This is a genomic window from Rhodoferax sp. (assembly GCF_011391645.1).
Taxonomy (GTDB): domain Bacteria; phylum Pseudomonadota; class Gammaproteobacteria; order Burkholderiales; family Burkholderiaceae_C; genus Rhodoferax.
This window is the reverse complement of sequence record NZ_JAABQC010000002.1, coordinates 1-16,642: the sequence shown is the minus strand read 5'-3', so window position 1 is coordinate 16,642 and position 16,642 is coordinate 1. Positions and strand designations below refer to the sequence as shown.

At 60.5% G+C, this 16,642-nt stretch carries 20 protein-coding genes; 15 read left to right on the top strand and 5 right to left on the bottom strand.

Annotated features, from left to right (window positions below; all coding sequences use genetic code 11):
- The first annotated feature begins 24 nt into the window (after positions 1 to 24).
- From aspS to GPS82_RS00485, 8 genes are all read left to right on the top strand, one after another.
- Positions 25 to 1,827: an aspartate--tRNA ligase gene (aspS, locus tag GPS82_RS00520; RefSeq protein WP_296490118.1), complete on the top strand. Its 1,803-nt coding sequence runs from the start codon at positions 25 to 27 to the stop codon at positions 1,825 to 1,827.
- Positions 1,828 to 1,904: 77 nt separating this feature from the next.
- Entirely contained in the window at positions 1,905 to 2,393 is a 489-nt protein-coding gene (gene nudB / locus GPS82_RS00515; RefSeq protein ID WP_296490117.1) for a dihydroneopterin triphosphate diphosphatase, read from the top strand.
- Positions 2,390 to 3,124 carry an endonuclease/exonuclease/phosphatase family protein gene (locus GPS82_RS00510; protein ID WP_296490116.1) on the top strand — a complete coding sequence of 245 codons (735 nt, stop codon included), beginning with the start codon at positions 2,390 to 2,392 and terminating at the stop codon, positions 3,122 to 3,124. Before nudB ends, GPS82_RS00510 begins: the two co-directional genes overlap by 4 nt.
- Positions 3,125 to 3,132: 8 nt before the next feature.
- Positions 3,133 to 4,356, top strand: a complete 1,224-nt coding sequence (gene clsB, locus GPS82_RS00505; protein WP_296490115.1) for a cardiolipin synthase ClsB — start codon at positions 3,133 to 3,135, stop codon at positions 4,354 to 4,356.
- A 104-nt stretch (positions 4,357 to 4,460) separates the two neighbouring features.
- Positions 4,461 to 5,162, top strand: a complete 702-nt coding sequence (gene folE / locus GPS82_RS00500) for a GTP cyclohydrolase I (protein ID WP_363716712.1) — start codon at positions 4,461 to 4,463, stop codon at positions 5,160 to 5,162.
- A 2-nt stretch (positions 5,163 to 5,164) separates the two neighbouring features.
- Complete coding sequence (locus GPS82_RS00495) at positions 5,165 to 5,587, top strand: BLUF domain-containing protein (RefSeq protein WP_296490113.1); 423 nt, start codon at positions 5,165 to 5,167, stop codon at positions 5,585 to 5,587.
- 3 nt (positions 5,588 to 5,590) lie between these two features.
- Complete coding sequence (locus GPS82_RS00490) at positions 5,591 to 6,418, top strand: DUF429 domain-containing protein (RefSeq protein ID WP_296490112.1); 828 nt, start codon at positions 5,591 to 5,593, stop codon at positions 6,416 to 6,418.
- A 50-nt stretch (positions 6,419 to 6,468) separates the two neighbouring features.
- A complete protein-coding gene (locus GPS82_RS00485) occupies positions 6,469 to 6,912 on the top strand; it encodes a thermonuclease family protein (RefSeq protein ID WP_296490111.1) in 444 nt (147 codons plus the stop codon).
- Between the two features lie 4 nt (positions 6,913 to 6,916).
- On the opposite strand, the gene moeB is transcribed toward GPS82_RS00485, so the two are convergent.
- The 3 genes from moeB to gpmA all read right to left on the bottom strand — a co-directional run bounded on the left by moeB (position 6,917) and on the right by gpmA (position 9,997).
- Entirely contained in the window at positions 6,917 to 7,687 is a 771-nt protein-coding gene (gene moeB / locus GPS82_RS00480; RefSeq protein ID WP_296490110.1) for a molybdopterin-synthase adenylyltransferase MoeB, read from the bottom strand.
- A gap of 8 nt (positions 7,688 to 7,695) precedes the next feature.
- A complete protein-coding gene (locus GPS82_RS00475) occupies positions 7,696 to 9,168 on the bottom strand; it encodes a S41 family peptidase (RefSeq protein WP_296490109.1) in 1,473 nt (490 codons plus the stop codon).
- Between the two features lie 85 nt (positions 9,169 to 9,253).
- On the bottom strand, positions 9,254 to 9,997 hold the full coding sequence (gpmA, locus tag GPS82_RS00470; RefSeq protein WP_296490108.1) for a 2,3-diphosphoglycerate-dependent phosphoglycerate mutase: 744 nt from the start codon (positions 9,995 to 9,997) through the stop codon (positions 9,254 to 9,256).
- 95 nt (positions 9,998 to 10,092) lie between these two features.
- On the opposite strand from gpmA, the gene GPS82_RS00465 reads away from it, so the two are divergent.
- The 6 genes from GPS82_RS00465 to nadA are packed head-to-tail and all read left to right on the top strand — an operon-like array spanning position 10,093 to position 14,394.
- Entirely contained in the window at positions 10,093 to 10,500 is a 408-nt protein-coding gene (locus tag GPS82_RS00465; protein ID WP_296490107.1) for a rhodanese-like domain-containing protein, read from the top strand.
- Positions 10,501 to 10,515: 15 nt separating this feature from the next.
- Positions 10,516 to 10,776, top strand: a complete 261-nt coding sequence (gene grxC, locus GPS82_RS00460) for a glutaredoxin 3 (protein WP_296490106.1) — start codon at positions 10,516 to 10,518, stop codon at positions 10,774 to 10,776.
- 30 nt (positions 10,777 to 10,806) lie between these two features.
- Positions 10,807 to 11,265, top strand: coding sequence for a protein-export chaperone SecB (gene secB, locus GPS82_RS00455; protein WP_296490105.1), 459 nt, complete (start codon positions 10,807 to 10,809; stop codon positions 11,263 to 11,265).
- A gap of 50 nt (positions 11,266 to 11,315) precedes the next feature.
- Positions 11,316 to 12,341, top strand: coding sequence for an NAD(P)H-dependent glycerol-3-phosphate dehydrogenase (locus GPS82_RS00450; RefSeq protein ID WP_296490104.1), 1,026 nt, complete (start codon positions 11,316 to 11,318; stop codon positions 12,339 to 12,341).
- Positions 12,342 to 12,371: 30 nt separating this feature from the next.
- Positions 12,372 to 13,250 (top strand): carboxylating nicotinate-nucleotide diphosphorylase, encoded by an 879-nt coding sequence (gene nadC, locus GPS82_RS00445; RefSeq protein ID WP_296490103.1) that lies wholly within the window; start codon positions 12,372 to 12,374, stop codon positions 13,248 to 13,250.
- Between the two features lie 22 nt (positions 13,251 to 13,272).
- A complete protein-coding gene (gene nadA, locus GPS82_RS00440) occupies positions 13,273 to 14,394 on the top strand; it encodes a quinolinate synthase NadA (protein WP_296490102.1) in 1,122 nt (373 codons plus the stop codon).
- 16 nt (positions 14,395 to 14,410) lie between these two features.
- Here nadA and GPS82_RS00435 read toward each other — a convergent pair whose 3' ends face one another.
- Positions 14,411 to 15,316 carry a DMT family transporter gene (locus GPS82_RS00435; protein WP_296490101.1) on the bottom strand — a complete coding sequence of 302 codons (906 nt, stop codon included), beginning with the start codon at positions 15,314 to 15,316 and terminating at the stop codon, positions 14,411 to 14,413.
- 109 nt (positions 15,317 to 15,425) lie between these two features.
- Between GPS82_RS00435 and GPS82_RS00430 the strand changes: the two genes are divergently transcribed.
- Positions 15,426 to 16,421: a quinone oxidoreductase gene (locus GPS82_RS00430; RefSeq protein ID WP_296490100.1), complete on the top strand. Its 996-nt coding sequence runs from the start codon at positions 15,426 to 15,428 to the stop codon at positions 16,419 to 16,421.
- 3 nt (positions 16,422 to 16,424) lie between these two features.
- Here GPS82_RS00430 and lspA read toward each other — a convergent pair.
- Positions 16,425 to 16,642, bottom strand: a 218-nt coding sequence (gene lspA, locus GPS82_RS00425; RefSeq protein ID WP_296490099.1) for a signal peptidase II, incomplete at its 5' end; no start/stop codon positions are given.

The window sequence follows — 16,642 nt, the reverse complement described above, 5'->3', positions numbered from 1 at the left end:
AGTGTGGTCACAGAAAGCAGTTTTATGGCGATGCGTACTCATTATTGTGGATTGGTCACTGAAGCCCTGATGGGGCAAACCGTGACGCTGTGCGGTTGGGTCAACCGCCGACGCGACCACGGCGGCGTGATTTTTGTTGACGTGCGCGACCGCGAAGGTTATGTGCAGGTGGTCTGCGACCCCGACCGTGCCGAGATGTTTGGCGTGGCTGAAAACCTGCGCAACGAGTTTTGCATCCAGGTCAAAGGACTGGTGCGGGCCCGCCCGGAGGGCACCGTCAATGGCAACCTCAAGAGCGGCAAGATTGAAGTGCTGTGCCACGAGCTTAAAGTGCTCAATCCCTCGGTCACGCCGCCGTTCCAACTCGACGAAGAAAACCTGAGCGAGACCACGCGCCTGACGCACCGGGTGCTCGACCTGCGCCGTCCCTACATGCAAAACAACCTGATGCTGCGCTACCGCGTGACGATGGAAGTGCGCAAGTTTCTCGATGCCAACGGATTCGTCGACATTGAAACCCCCATGCTGACCAAGAGCACGCCTGAGGGCGCGCGCGATTATTTGGTGCCCAGCCGTGTCCATGACGGCCACTTTTTTGCGCTGCCGCAAAGTCCGCAGTTGTTCAAGCAATTGCTGATGGTGGCCGGTTTTGACCGCTATTACCAGATCACCAAATGCTTTCGCGACGAAGACCTGCGCGCCGATCGCCAGCCAGAATTCACCCAGATCGATATTGAAACCTCGTTCATGGACGAAGAAGAAATCCGCGAGATTTTTCAGGGCATGATCAAAACCGTGTTCCAGAACACGCTCGGGGTGGACCTGGGCGAGTTCCCGGTCATGACCTACCAGGAAGCGGCGCGCCGTTTTGGGTCCGACAAGCCCGACCTGCGCGTCAAGCTTGAATTTACCGAACTCACCGACGTCATGGCCGATGTCGATTTCAAGGTGTTCTCCACACCTGCCACCACCAAGGGCGGCCGTGTGGTCGCGCTGTGCGTGCCGGGCGGCGCCGAGATCACACGCAGCGAAATTGACAACTATGGCGAATTCGTCAAGATTTACGGCGCCAAGGGCCTGGCCTGGATCAAGGTCAACGACGTGACCAAAGGCCGCGAAGGCCTGCAAAGCCCGGTGGTCAAGAATCTGCACGACGCGGCGCTGGCTGAGATTCTGAAGCGCACCGGTGCCAAGAATGGCGACCTGCTGTTTTTTGGCGCTGACAAGGAAAAAATTGTCAACGACGCCATCGGTGCGCTGCGCATCAAGATTGGCCACAGCGCGTTTGGCAAGAAAAACGGCCTGTTTGAGGACCGCTGGGCGCCGCTGTGGGTGGTGGACTTCCCGATGTTCGAGCACGACGAAGAGTCTGACCGCTGGATGGCCGTGCATCATCCGTTTACCGCGCCCAAGGACGGCCATGAGGACCTGATGGTCACAGACCCCGGAAATTGCATCTCCAAGGGCTACGACATGGTGCTCAACGGCTGGGAAATGGGTGGCGGCTCAGTCCGTATCCACCGTGCCGAAGTGCAGAAAAAGGTGTTCGATGCGCTCAAAATTTCGCCCGAAGAGGCGCAGCAAAAGTTTGGCTTCCTGCTCGACGCGCTGCAATACGGTGCCCCGCCGCATGGCGGCTTGGCCTTTGGCCTTGACCGCATCGTGACCCTGATGACCGGCGCCGAGTCGATCCGTGACGTGATCGCCTTCCCCAAAACCCAGCGCGCCCAGTGCCTGCTGACGCAAGCGCCGAGCCCGGTGGACGAAAAGCAGTTGCGCGAACTGCACATCCGTCTGCGCACCCCGGAAGCCGTAAAACCGGCCTGAGCCTGCTGATGCTGGTTTGATGCAAAATGAAAGGGCGCCAGGTCGGCGCCCTTTTTCATTGGAACCCTTGTTTTTCCGTGCCTGCACCTATTCACCCTTTCAAAATTCCGCAGTCGGTGCTGGTCGTCATTCACACCCCGGCACTGGAGGTGCTGTTGATCAGGCGCGCCGATGCGGATGAATTCTGGCAATCGGTCACCGGCAGTAAAGACAGCCTGGACGAGTCATTTGAGCAAACCGCCTGGCGCGAGGTAATGGAAGAAACCGGCATTGACTGCGCGCCTGGTTCGGCCCTGGCGGGTCAACTTCATGACTGGCAACTCGAGAATGTGTACGAGATCTATCCGCGCTGGCTTCATCGCTATGCGCCTGGCGTGATGCACAACACCGAACATCTGTTTGGCTTGCAGGTCCCGACAGGAACCCCGGTGCGCCTGAGTCCGCAGGAGCACACGGCCTACCAGTGGCTGCCCTACCCATTGGCGGCAGAGGCCTGTTTTTCACCGTCCAACGCCGAAGCTTGCCTGCTGCTGCCAAGGTTCTTTCAGCGGCAAAATCAGCCATGAACATCATCCGTGTTGCCACTTACAACATTCACAAGGGGGTGCAAGGCCTGGGGCCGGCGCGGCGTCTGGAAATCCACAATCTGGGCCTGGCGGTGGAGTCGCTCGATGCCGATGTGGTGTGCCTGCAGGAGGTGCGGCACAGCAACCGGCTTGAGGCCAAACGTTTTCCGTCTTGGCCTGAGTTGGCGCAAGCCGATTTTTTGGCGCCCCAGGGCTACGAGGCGGTGTACCGCACCAATGCCGTCACGCGCCACGGCGAGCATGGCAACGCTCTTCTGTCACGCTGGCCGGTGCTGGCCCACCAGCATGAGGATATGTCAGATCATCGTCTGGAGCAGCGCGGCTTTTTGCATGTCATGCTTGAAGTGCACGGGAAAATGGTGCACGTTCTGGTGGTGCATCTGGGGTTGGTCAAGGCCAGTCGGGTGCGTCAGGTGGAACAGTTGAAGCGCTTTATCGAGCGTGAAATACCAGCCTCGGCGCCGCTGCTGGTGGCAGGCGACTTCAACGATTGGGGCAAGACCGTGCAGATGGCGCTGGCGCAGGCAAACCTGCATGCCTGGGATGTGCGTCAGCCGACCTTTCCGTCACGACTGCCCCTGGCGCAGCTGGACTATGTTTTTGCCCGTGGGCTCACGCCGATGGGCTTGATGGTGCCGCGCGGGCGCATTTGGTCGCGCATGTCCGACCATTTGCCGCTGATCGCTGAATTTTCCCTGTCAGTTTCCTGATTCCCGGCATGTTTACACCCGGTCATCAGGTGGATTTGTTGCAAGGGTCGCAGGAATTCTTTCCGTCACTGGTGCAGGCCATAGACGGCAGTGCGCATGAAGTCCGTCTGGAAACCTATATTTTCAGCGTGGAAGCCTCTGGTTTGGAGGTGGCGCGAGCACTGGAGCGCGCCGCACAACGCGGAGTCAAGGTGTATCTGGTGGTGGACGGCGCCGGCACTGCGAGCCTGAGCAGGGAATGGATCGATCGTTTTTTGGCGGCAGGCGTGGCGTGGCGGATTTTTTCCCCACTCGGAGGTGTCGGCATTCTGTTTCCCAAGCGCTGGCGCCGCTTGCATCGCAAACTGTGTGTCGTGGATGGCCGTGTCGCTTTTTGCGGCGGCATCAATGTGCTGGATGACTTTTTTGACCCCAATTACGGGCGCCTTGATTTGCCCCGATTTGACTTTGCGGTACGCGTGAGCGGTCCGCTGGTTGAGTCGGCACACGCCGCCCTGGTGCAGTTCTGGTGGCGCCTGCAAGCCACGCGTATCGTGCGCCAGGGGGATCTGGCTGCGGGCTGGCAAGCCCTTCAGGAGGCGAACAAATCTGATCCCGATGCCCCGATCAAAGCGGACTTGAGCCCCGGCGTTGGCAACAAGGCGAGCATAGCGGCGATGACAAAGGCTGATTTGGTGCTGCGCGACAACCTGCGCCACAGAACTCGTATCGAGCGCGCGTATCGGCAGGCCATTGGCGAGGCAAAACAAGACATCATCATTGCCAATGCTTATTTTTTACCCGGGCGAAAAATTCGCCAGGGTTTGATCCACGCGGCCCAGCGCGGCGTGCGGGTGCGCCTGCTGCTGCAAGGGCGCTACGAATACTTCATGCAGTACCATGCGGCGCGCGTGGTTTACGGCAAGTTACTCGCTGCCGGAGTTGAAATCATTGAATACCGGGTGAGTTTTTTGCACGCCAAGGTCGCTGTGATTGATGGTCATTGGGCCACGGTGGGGTCATCCAACCTGGATCCCCTGAGCCTGTTGCTGGCACGCGAGGCCAATGTGGTGATCGATGACGCGGCTTTTGCGCAGAGGCTGCAGGCGCGCCTGGAACACGCCATGCAGGTGGAAGGCACGCGGGTCGCCCCCGAGGACTACGCCAACCGGCCGCTGGTGCAGCGCCTGCTGGATCAGGTGGCCTATGCCATCATGCGCACCTTGTTGTTCATACATGGAAAACGCTATTGAATAAATAGCTATATGTACAAAGGGGTGAGGTCTTTTGGTTGGAAAACCTTGTTGCGAAAAGACTGCTAATATTCGTCGATATTCAACCACCAGCCATGACAAACATGAATTCAGCCCCCTGCGAAGAAGGCACACCGGTCTCAGTCAAAATCCGCGAACGCATTCAGGCTGCACGCAAGCGTTTTCATGCCAATGACAACATTGCCGACTTCATTGAGCCCGGCGAACTTGAATTGCTCCTCGACGAAGTCGAAGCCAAAATGAAGGGCGTGCTGGGTAGCCTGGTGATCGACACCGAGCACGACCACAACACCGACGACACGGCACGCCGAGTAGCCAAGATGTACCTCAAGGAGGTGTTTCAGGGCCGTTATGTCAAGGCGCCACCCATTACCGAGTTCCCGAACGCCGAGCACCTCAATGAGCTGATGATTGTCGGCCCGATCACCGTTCGCAGCGCCTGCAGCCACCACTTCTGCCCGATCATGGGCAAGATCTGGATTGGTGTGCTGCCCAATGAGCACACCAATGTGATCGGCCTGTCCAAATACGCACGGCTGGCCGAATGGGTCATGGGACGTCCACAAATCCAGGAAGAGGCGGTGGTGCAACTGGCCGACCTGATCCAGCAAAAAACCCAGCCTGATGGCCTCGCCATCGTCATGGAAGCCAGTCACTTTTGTATGGGCTGGCGCGGAGTCAAAGACGTGGACAGCAAGATGATTAACTCGGTCATGCGCGGCAGCTTCCTGAAAGACGCCAATTTGCGTCGCGAATTTTTGTCCCTCATTCCCCAGAAAGGTTAATCATGTTGGTCCGTTTACTTTACGCCAGCCGCGCGGTTGAGACCCAGCCCGAAGCCATTGAGTCGATTCTGCAGCAGTCCCGCAATCACAACCCAAGCACGGGGGTCACCGGCGTGCTGTGCTACGGCGGCGGCATCTTTTTGCAAGCCATTGAAGGCGGCCGAATGGCAATCAGTGAACTGTACGGCCATATCCAGCGCGACAAACGTCATAAGGACGTGGTGCTGCTGCACTACGAAGAAATTTCCGAGCGGCGCTTTGCCGGCTGGACCATGGGCGAGGTCAACATGACCCGCATCAATGCGTCCATTTTGCTCAAGTATGCAGAAAGGCCAGAGCTGGATCCCTACTCTGTTTCAGGCAAGGTGTCCCTGGCCTTGCTTGAGGAACTGATGGCCACTGCCTCCATCATTGGCCGCGCCTGAACGGTGCCGGCCAGCGTGCTGCTGGGCTGTGATTTTTCCTGCGCACCCACGCCAAAAAAAACCATCGCCGTCGCCCTGGGTGAATTGCATCACGGTCGCGTCCAACTCGCCAAAATAGAGCGATTTGCCACTTTGTTGGCGTTCTCGGAGTGGCTTGAGCGGCCGCAAGCCTGGCTCGGGGTTTTTGATTTGCCCTTCGGTTTGCCACGCGAACTGGTGCAAACTCTGGGCTGGCCGACCGACTGGGCCGCCTGCATGTCACATTACACCGCGTTGAGCCGGGACCAGATTCGCCAGGCATTTGCCGCTTTTTGCAACGCACGACCGGTGGGCGGCAAGTTTGCCCACCGCGCCACCGATTTACCCGCCGGCTCCAGTCCGAGCATGAAATGGGTCAATCCCCCGGTTGCGTTCATGTTGCATGCCGGCGTGCCGTTGCTGCTGCGGGCCGGTGCCACACTGCCAGGCTTGCATCAGGGCGAGCCGCAGAAAATCGCGATCGAGGGCTACCCCGGCATGCTGGCGCGCGAAATCTTGGGTGGTCGCAGCTACAAGGCCGATGACAAGGCGCGTCAGACTCCCGAGCGACTGATTGCCCGCAAAGACCTGATCACTGCACTGGAGCAGGGCCGCACCCGGCTGGGTTTGCGCCTCAAGCTGACCCATGCGCAGCGTGACGCGCTGGCAGACGATGCGCGCGGAGATGCGCTGGACGCCGTGCTCTGCCTGATGCAGGCAGCCTGGGCGCAGGTGCGGCATGACGCTGGCGCGGCGCTGTATGGTTTGCCGCCCGACCTCGATCCGCTGGAAGGCTGGATCGTCAGCGCCTGAAGTTATTTATGTGGCGCCGATTCCTTTGCTGCTGTTTGCTGTTGCCCGCCATGGCCCAGGCCAAAGTCTGGCTGGGGCTGGTGACCCGTGTGTCGGATGGTGACACGCTGTGGATCAAGCCTGTGGAGGGTGCTGCACCAATCAAAGTCCGCTTGCTGGGTCTGGATGCCCCTGAGCTTTGTCAGGCCGGCGGTGAGGCGGCGCGCGCTGCATTGCAACAACTGGTGGTCGGCAAGCCGGTTCAGGTCAAGTCGAATTTTCAGGACACCTATGGTCGCGACCTGGCCCGTCTGCGCGTGGGTGAGCGTGATGTCGGTGCAGCTCTGGTCAGCGCTGGCCATGCCTGGTCGAGCCGCTGGCGCAACAGCAAGGGGCCTTACGCGGTGCAGGAAATGTCTGCACGCTCAGCCAGGCTGGGGCTGTTCGCTGATCCGGCAGCCGAGCTTCCGCGCGATTTTCGCGAGCGCCACGGCCCGTGTCAGCCCGCGCGCTGAAGGCTCAAGGCTTGGCCGATGCCGGCGCAGCGTTGCCGCACACCGGGCAGGCCACATGGCGGCCGATGCGAATCTCGGTAAATTCCATGGCGCGGCCGTCCAGCATCAACAGGCGGCCGATCAGGGGTCGGCCGGCGCCGGTGATCAGCTTGAGCGCCTCGGCCGCCTGCAAAGTGCCAATGATGCCCACCAGCGGCGCAAACACACCCATGGTGGCACAGCGTGTTTCTTCAAAGGTGGCCTCGGGCGGAAAAACACAGGCGTAGCAGGGCGACGAGGCGTCGCGCGCGTCATAGACGCTGATCTGGCCGTCAAAACGGATCGCGGCACCTGAAACCAGCGGCTTTTGGTGCGCCACACAAGCCGCATTGATCGCGTGCCGGGTGGCGAAGTTGTCGCAACAGTCCAGCACCACATCGGCTTGCGCCACCAGTGGATTCAGCAGCTCGGCATCGGCGCGTTGCTGGATGGCGGTGACCTGAACTTGCGGGTTGATCTGGGCGATGGCGGTCTGTATGGACTGCACCTTGGGGCTGCCGACACGCTCCACCGTGTGTGCCACTTGGCGCTGCAAATTGGTGATGTCTACCGTGTCGTGATCGACCACGGTGATGTGGCCGACCCCGGCCGACGCCAGGTACAGCGCGACTGGTGAGCCCAGGCCGCCAGCACCAATGATGAGCACGCGCGCCGCCAGGATGCGTTGCTGGCCTTCTACACCAATTTCGTTGAGCAGAATATGGCGTGAATAGCGCAGCAGTTCATCATCGGTCATGAAAGGCTCTAGTTTTCTTTTTTCTCTTCCTGACGCTCGACCAGGGTTTTGCTGACCACCACTGGCAGGCCCTTGAGTTGGTTCAATGCCTGGTTCAAGGGGAAGTCCTTGGCCGAGCCCAATTCTGGCAAACGGCGCTCAGACGCCGGCTTTTTCATTTCTTCTTCCAGTTTGATGCGGGCTTCTTCACGCGCTTTGTCACGTTCGGTGTCCTTGATTTCAGCGCCCTGGCCGCTGCCCAGGTGTTTTTCCAGGTCGGCCTCGCGTGTGCGAAGCGCGGCAAACAGGTTGCCGTCCGCTGACTCGTCCACCATCACGTCGGGCACGATGCCTCTGGCCTGAATCGACTTGCCGCTCGGTGTGTAGTAGCGGCTGGTGGTGAGCTTGAGGGCGGCGGTGGGGCAGTTGTCCATGCGGAAGGACGAATCCAGGCAGACCGCGGTCTGCACCGAGCCTTTGCCAAAGGTCTGGTTGCCCAGCAACTTGGCGCGCTGGTGGTCCTGCAGGGCGCCTGCCACAATCTCGCTGGCCGAGGCCGAGCCCTCGTTGACCAATACCACCAGGGGGACAGTCTTCAAGGCGCCCCGAGTGGCTTCCTCCAGCCGCTTCAGGGGATCCGGGCCACCGCGCCGCTGGTAATAGCGGGGGGAGGCCTTGTAGATGAATTTGCTGTCCGCGAGCTGGCCGTTGGCCGACACGACGGTCACGTTTTCGGGCAGAAATGCCGCCGAAATGGCGACCGCCGCATCCAGGTAGCCACCGGGGTCATTGCGCAAATCAAGCACCAGGCCCTTGAGTTGAGGCTCCTGCTTGTAAATATCTTCCACCTTGCGTGCAAAATCAGCCACTGTGCGTTCCTGGAACTGGCTGATGCGCACCCAGGCGTAGCCGGGCTCGATCAGCTTGGCCTTGACGCTTTGGGTCTTGATTTCTTCGCGCGTGATGGTCACCGGAAAGGTGCGGCTTTCATCCTTGCGGAAGACGCTCAACACAACCTTGGTGTTGGGCTCACCGCGCATGCGTTTGACGCCCTCATTGAGCGTCATGCCTTTCACCGGCGTGTCGTCAATCTTGACGATCAGGTCGTTGGGCTTGAGTCCGGCACGATCAGCCGGAGAGTCTTCGATCGGGGAGACCACCTTGATGAGTCCGTCTTCCTGCGATATTTCAATACCCACACCGACAAACTTGCCGGTGGTGCCTTCATTGAAGTCTTTCAGTGCTTTCTGGTCCAGGTAGACCGAGTGCGGGTCCAGCCCCGCCACCATGCCGGCAATGGCATCGGTGATCAGCTTTTTTTCGTCCACCGGCTCGACGTAATTGGTCTTGACCATGCCAAAAACGGCCGCCAGTTGTTGCAGTTCTTCAAGCGGCAGCGGCGCCAGCGCCCCCCGCGCCACTGTTTGCAAGGACACGGTGGTCAACGCGCCGGCAACCACGCCGACCGAGATCCAGCCAGCAACTTTTAATTTATGACCCATTGTGTTTCCAGACCCTGTGAACGGTTAAGTAGAAGCTGCTTCGAGCGGTGCGCCCGGCACAGTGTTCCCCTGATGCCGCAATAATTTAATGCTTTTCCTGCGCCGCCATGGTGGCGCCAGCCCCGGTCGCAGTCTGCGCACCGCCCAGATAATAATGGCGAATCGGCCAAAGCTCTTGGTCAAGCTCATAAACCAGGGGAATTCCACTGGTGATATTCAGACCCGCGATGCCGTCATCCGGAGCTTTGTCGAGGTATTTGACCAGCGCACGGAGCGAGTCGCCGTGCGCCACCACCACCACGCGCTTGCCGAGTTTGATGGCCGGAGCCAGAGCCTCATGCCAAAACGGCAGCACACGCGCCACCGTATCTTTCAGGCACTCAGTGAGTGGAACCTGCCCGGCGGCAAGCTTGGCATAACGCGCATCAGCGCGCTCGCAGCGCGGGTCGGTGGGCTCCAGCGCCGGCGCTGGCGTGTTGTAGCTGTGCTGCCAGGTCAGCACTTGAGCATCGCCATGTTGTCTGGCCACAGCCGCCTTGTTGAGCCCCTGCAGTGCGCCGAAGTGGCGCTCGTTCAGACGCCAGCTGTTGACGACCGGCAGCCAGGTGCTGTCCAACTCATCGAGCACATGCCACAGAGTTCGGGTGGCACGCTTGAGCACGCTGGTGTAAGCAATGTCAAACCCATAGCCTTCGGCCTTGAGCAGCCGGCCGGCGCTTTTGGCCTGTTCCAGGCCCAAGAGGGTCAGGTCCACGTCGGTCCAACCGGTAAAACGGTTGTCCGGGTCCCAGATCGATTCGCCGTGGCGAATCAAAACGAGGTTGTGCATGTAAAAAAAGGAATAAACGCGGGCGTCGGGGTATTGTGCCTGCGGCATTCTAAAATGCGCGGCTTGATACTCGTCCCTTAACTAGGAAATTACCCGTGAAATTTATTCTTGATAACTGGATGTTGATTGCTGTTGCCCTGTCGGCGGCCACCATGCTGATGATGCCGATGATCAAGGGCGCCGGTCAGGGCGCGCTCACGCCGGATGGCGCGGTGCAATTGATCAACCGCGAAAAGGCCGTGTTGATTGATATTTGCGAACCCAACGAATTTGCCGCTGGCCATGCGATTGGTGCCAAAAATATTCCCGTGGGCCAATTGGAAGCCAAATTGCCGACCACGGTCAAAAACAAGGCTTTGCCGGTGATTCTGGTGTGCCAGTCCGGAGCGCGCAGCAGTCGGGCCCTGGCACTGGCCAAAAAGTTGGGCTACGAAAATGTGCAGTCGCTGGCGGGCGGCCTGGGTGCCTGGCGCTCGGCCAACTTGCCGGTGGAAAAAGCCTGAACCCCGGAGCCCATGATGCAAGCCGTCAAGATGTACACCACCGCCGTCTGCCCGTATTGCATTCGCGCCAAGCAGCTGCTCAAGGCCCGTGGCGTTGAGCAGATTGAAGAAATCCGAATCGACCAGCTCCCCGCTGAGCGTGACCAGATGATGGCCAGCACCGGGCGTCGCACGGTGCCGCAAATTTTTATCGGCAGCACCCATGTCGGCGGTTGTGACGATCTGGTGGCGCTGGATGCAAAGGGTGGCTTGATGCCGCTGTTGCAAGCCGCCTGATGTATTTATTTTTTTAACTGAAAGATCCCCATGGCAGAAACCCAAGATCCTATTTTCCAAATTCAACGTGTCTACCTCAAAGAGGCTTCTCTGGAGCAGCCCAACTCGCCGGCGATTTTGCTGGAACAGGAGCAGCCCACGGTTGATATTCAATTGGGTGTCAATGCTTCCCCTGTGGCTGATGGTGTGTTCGAAGTGATGGTGACCGCCACCGTGCAAACCAAAATCAAGGACAAGACCGTGTTTTTGGTCGAAGCCACGCAAGCGGGTATTTTTGAGATCCGCAACCTGCCACAAGAGCAAATGGGCCCGATCATGGGCATTGCCTGTCCGCAAATTGTTTACCCCTACCTGCGCGGCAACGTGGCTGACTTGATCCAGCGCGGCGGCTTTCCGCCTGTGCATCTGTCTGAAATCAACTTCCAGGCCATGTACGAGCAGCAACAAAGCGCGCAGGCCGCGCAAGCCGAGCCCGCACTGGCGCAATAGTTTTGAGTAGCCGGCGTGTGCATGCTTCCTCAGGTACCGCTTGAACCGTGATGAAAATCATTGTTTTAGGGGCCGGCGCCTGGGGAACTGCACTTGCGGCAAGCGCCGCTTGCCAAGCCGGTTCGCATGCGGTCACATTGTGGGCGCGTGACATTGCTCAAGTCAGCCTGTTGCAGGCGCAGCACGAAAACCAGCGTTATCTGCCGGGGGCGCCTTTGCCGCGCGCGCTGGCTTTCAGTGCTGCCCCCCTGGCAGAACTGGACGCCCTGACGGCCTGCGCCGACCTGGTGGTGGTGGCCACGCCGATGGCAGCCTTGCGGCCTATGCTTAGGGTGCTGGCGTCCTGCCCGGCGCCGGTGGCCTGGGTCTGCAAGGGTTTTGAAGCGCCCATTGCCGGCGCAATTGGTTTGCTCGCCCATGAAATCCAGGCCCAGGTCGCGCCTCACCTGAAAGCCGGTGTGCTCAGTGGCCCAAGCTTTGCGCTGGAAGTCGCGCGGAGCCAACCCACTGCCCTGGTGGCAGCCAGCGCGCACGAATCGGTGCGCCAGGCGTTGGTGGACGCCTTTCACAGCCCAACGCTGCGGGTCTATGCCAACGATGACATCGTGGGCGTTGAAGTGGGTGGCGCCGTTAAAAACGTGTTGGCCATTGCCACCGGCCTGTGTGACGGGCTGGGGCTGGGGCTCAACGCCCGCGCCGCCCTGATCACCCGCGGTCTGGCCGAGATGACCCGCCTTGGGCTGGCACTGGGCGCCCAAGCCACCACCTTCATGGGCTTGAGCGGTTTGGGTGACTTGGTGCTCACCGCCACCGGCGATTTGTCGCGCAACCGGCAGGTCGGGCTGGCGCTGGCGCAGGGCCAGTCACTGGTGCAGGTCACGGCCGGGCTGGGGCATGTGGCAGAGGGTGTTTACAGCGCCCGCACCGTGGTGCAGCGCGCCGCACATCTGGGTGTGGACATGCCGATCGCCCAGGCCGTGGTGGCCTTGCTCGATGGTCTGCTGACGCCGCAGCAGGCGGTGGCCGACCTGATGGGCCGGGAGCCGACCGTCGAGCAGCTCGACGGCACCTCCTGAAATTGAGAGTTCGAACCGGGACACTTTAATATGACTGCTTATTCTGATTTTTCGCCCGCCTTCGTGGCTGAACTGGCAACTGCCGATGTCGCCAGAGCGTTTCTGGAAGACGTGGGCGCCGGCGACCTGACGGCTGGCCTGGTGGATCCGAAATTGCGTGCCCGAGCCCGCGTGGTGGCGCGTGAGAGCGCGGTGATCTGCGGTCAGCCCTGGGCCGAGGCCGCCCTGCGCCAGATGGACCCTGAAGTTGACATCGCCTGGCTTGTCCCCGAGGGCCATCGCTGTCATGCCGACCAGGTTGTCCTGGAGATTCATGGCCAAGCCAGGGCCCTGCTGACAGCCGAGCGCACCGCCCTCAATTTTTTGCAATTGCTCAGCGCCGTCGCCACCAAAACCAGCGACTACGTGCAGGCCATCTGCGATGTGCCAGGCGGCCAGGCCCGCATTGTCGACACCCGAAAGACACTGCCCGGGCTGCGTCTGGCGCAGAAGTACGCCGTCCTCATCGGCGGCGGGCTCAACCATCGGCTGGGCCTGTATGACGCGGTGCTGATCAAGGAAAACCACATTGCCGCCGCTGGTGGCGTGACCGCTGTGTTGCACAAAGCCGCACTGGTGGCGCCGCAGGCCCGTTTTATCGAAATCGAGATCGAAACCCTGGCGCAGCTGAGTGAGGCTCTGGATGCCGGCGCTGACATGGTGCTGCTTGACAACATGGGTTTGTCCCAGTTGCAGGAGGCGGTGCAACTCAACGCTGGCCGTGCCATTCTGGAGGTCTCGGGCGGGGTCAACCTGTCGTCGGTGCGCGCCATCGCGTCCACCGGGGTGGACCGCATCTCGATTGGCACCTTGACCAAAGACATCAAGGCGGTTGATTTTTCGATGCGCTTTGCGACCGAAACAGCTTGATTATTGAGATCCGGGAGACAGCATGAACATGGCCGTGAAAGAAGTTGACTATGAGCAGCCGCTCGCCGATGCCGGCGGCTCGGTTTGCGCCACCAAACATGCATGGGCGCGGGTTCCCGTGGAGCCCAGCCAGGCTGAGCGTGCAGCCCTGAAAGACAAAATCCGCCGCCTGCTCAAGGAAAAAAACGCGGTGATGGTGTCGCACTATTACGTGCACCCTGACCTGCAGGACCTGGCCGAGGAGACCGGTGGGCTGGTCAGCGACTCGCTGGAGATGGCGCGTTTTGGCCGCGACCATTCGGCCCAGACGCTGGTGGTCTCGGGCGTGCGCTTCATGGGCGAAACAGCCAAGATTCTGTCGCCCGAAAAGCGCATTCTGATGCCCGACCTGGCGGCGACCTGCTCGCTCGACCTGGGTTGCCCGGCAGATGAGTTCAGCGCTTTTTGCGATGCCCATCCCGAGCGCACCGTGGTGGTGTATGCCAACACCAGCGCGGCGGTCAAGGCGCGCTCGGACTGGCTGGTCACGTCCAGCTGCGCGCTCGACATTGTGCGGGCACTCAAAGGCAAGGGCCACAAGATCTTGTGGGCACCTGACCGCCATCTGGGTGGCTATATCCAGCGTGAAACCGGTGCCGACATGCTGATGTGGAACGGCTCCTGCATCGTTCACAATGAATTCAAGGCGATTGAACTGCAAGGCCTGATGCAGCAGCACCCGGGTGCCAAGGTGCTGGTGCACCCCGAGTCGCCGGCTGATGTGATTGCCTTGGCGGACGCGGTGGGGTCAACGTCAGGCATTCTGAAGGCCGCCCACGAGATGGAGGCAACAACCTTTATTGTGGCCACCGACAACGGCATGATGCACAAGCTGCGCACCCTGAACCCTGGCAAGTTGTTTCTGGAGGCCCCCACCTCGGGCAACAGCGCCACCTGCAAGAGCTGCGCCCATTGCCCCTGGATGGCCATGAACAGCCTGGCTGATGTGGCCCGTGTGCTGGAAACCGGTGCCAACGAGGTTCAGGTGGACCCGGCTATCATCCCCAGGGCAAGGCTGCCCATTGACCGCATGCTGGCCTTCACCGCGGCGCTCAAAGGCGGCCATGATGTGGGCAGCTTGGTGCCCAATATCGGGGCGGCCTGAATCGGTTTCCGCTTCATCAGCGTCGCGACGCCGACACCCAAATCCCGCCCACAATCAGCACAAACGCCAGCGCGTGGAATAGATGCGGCATCTCCCCCAGAAAAATACTTGACAGCACGGCGGTGAACAGCGGTGTCAGGTTGACAAAAAAACCTGCCACCGACGGCCCCGCGCGCGCCACCCCGGCACCATAGGCTCGGTAAGCCAGCAGGGCAGGGCCGATGGCAATAAACAGCAAGGCCAACGCAAGGCCCCAACTCAGCTCCAGGCGTCCCAGGCCCATCGACCATTCCGCGCTCGTGAACAAGGCTGACCAGATCAGACCAAAGGCAATTTGCGCCAGCAGAAAGGCAGACCAGTCGCGTTTGATCCCGGCCGGCTCGGTGGTCGGGCGGGCCAACATCCAGCTGTAGTAAGCCCAGGCGGCAGACGCCAGCAGGATGTAGACGTCACCCGGAACCAGCCGCACCTGCAACAGCACGTCCAGTTGCCCCCGGCTCAACACCAGCAACACGCCGCTGATCGACAACAAGGCGCCCAGCCATTGTTTGCCCGAGATCCGGATGCCAAAAAACATGCGTCCTATCAGCAGCGTCCAGACCGGCGTGCTGGCACCCACCAGGGTCACGTTGATCGGGGTGGACGTGTTGAGAGACAGATAGAGCAGCGCGTTGTAGCCGCCAATGCTCAGCAAGCCCAGCACCGCAAAGCGCCGCCAGCTGGGCCACAGCGCGCTGCCCCGGCGCAGCACCGGCGCAGCCAGCGGCAATAACAGGGCAAAAGCAATGGTCCAGCGCAGCAGGTTAAGCGTCATGGGCGAGGCCAGCGGGGCGACCAGGCGCCCCACCACGGCATTGCCAGCCCAAAAGATGGGCGGCAGGGTCAGCAACACGATGGTGCTGGGGCTAAGTTTGGCATGCATGAGCAAGGACTGTAACAAGGCTTGGGGTAATGCCTGATGCCCTTGTGACAGCTTTTGCGGCCTAATCGTGGCAATATCTTCTTAAACCAACTTTTCAGGAATTCAAACAATGACATCTGCCAACTCGCGCGCCATTCGGATCGACCAGCATGGCGGCCCGGAAGAACTCAAATTGGTGACCGTGACCGTGGGTGAGCCCGGTCCCGGCGAGATCCGCATCCGCCACCATGCGGTGGGACTCAACTTTATTGATATCTACCAGCGCAGCGGACTCTACCCCATGACGCTGCCGCAGCAATTGGGCATGGAAGCCGCCGGTGTGGTGGATGCGGTGGGCGAGGGTGTCACGCATCTCAAAGTAGGCGACCGCGCGGCTTATGCCAGCCAACCCCCGGGCAGCTACTGTGAACTGCGCGTGATGCCGGCCAAATGCGTCTGCAAGCTGCCCGACGCCATCAGCTTTGAGACCGGCGCGGCCATGATGCTCAAGGGCCTCACAGCACAATATTTGCTCAAAAAAACCCAACCCCAGGGTGGCTTGCAGCCGGGTGACTTTGTGCTGTTTCACGCGGCAGCCGGCGGTGTGGGCCTGATTGCCTGCCAGTGGGCCAGGGCCATGGGCTTGCAGCTGATCGGCACGGCGGGCTCGGACGCCAAATGTGCGCTGGCCAAAGCCAACGGCGCGGCGTTTGTCATCAACTACAGCACCGAAGACTTTTTGGCGCGTGTGAAAGAAATTACCGGTGGCAAGGGCGTCAAGGTGGTTTATGACTCGGTGGGCAAGGACACCTGGGACAAGTCACTGGACTGCCTGGCGCCGTTTGGCCTGATGGCCAGCTTTGGCAACGCCTCGGGTCCGGTAGCGCCGTTTGCACCTGGCATGCTGGGCCCCAAAGGTTCACTGTATTTGACCCGTCAAACGCTGTTCACCCATATCGCTAGTCGTGAAAGCACGCAGGCCATGGCCGATGATCTGTTTGAAGCCGTGGCCAGCGGCAAGGTGAAAATTCACATTGACCAGCGCTACAAGCTTGAAGACGTGCAGCAGGCGCACCGGGACATGGAAGCCCGCAAGACTACGGGCTGCAGCATCCTCACTTTATAAGCCTCAGCGCCCGCGCCGCACCCGCAGCAGTTCGTCCAGAATCAGGCAGGCGGCGCCCACCGTGATGGCGCTGTCGGCCACGTTGAAGGCCGGGAAATGCCAGCCGCGCCAGTGAAAGTCCAGAAAATCCACCACGTAGCCGTAGAGCACGCGGTCGATCACGTTGCCCACCGCACCGCCCAGGATGCTGGCGATGGCAAAGGCAAACAGCTTTTGACCGG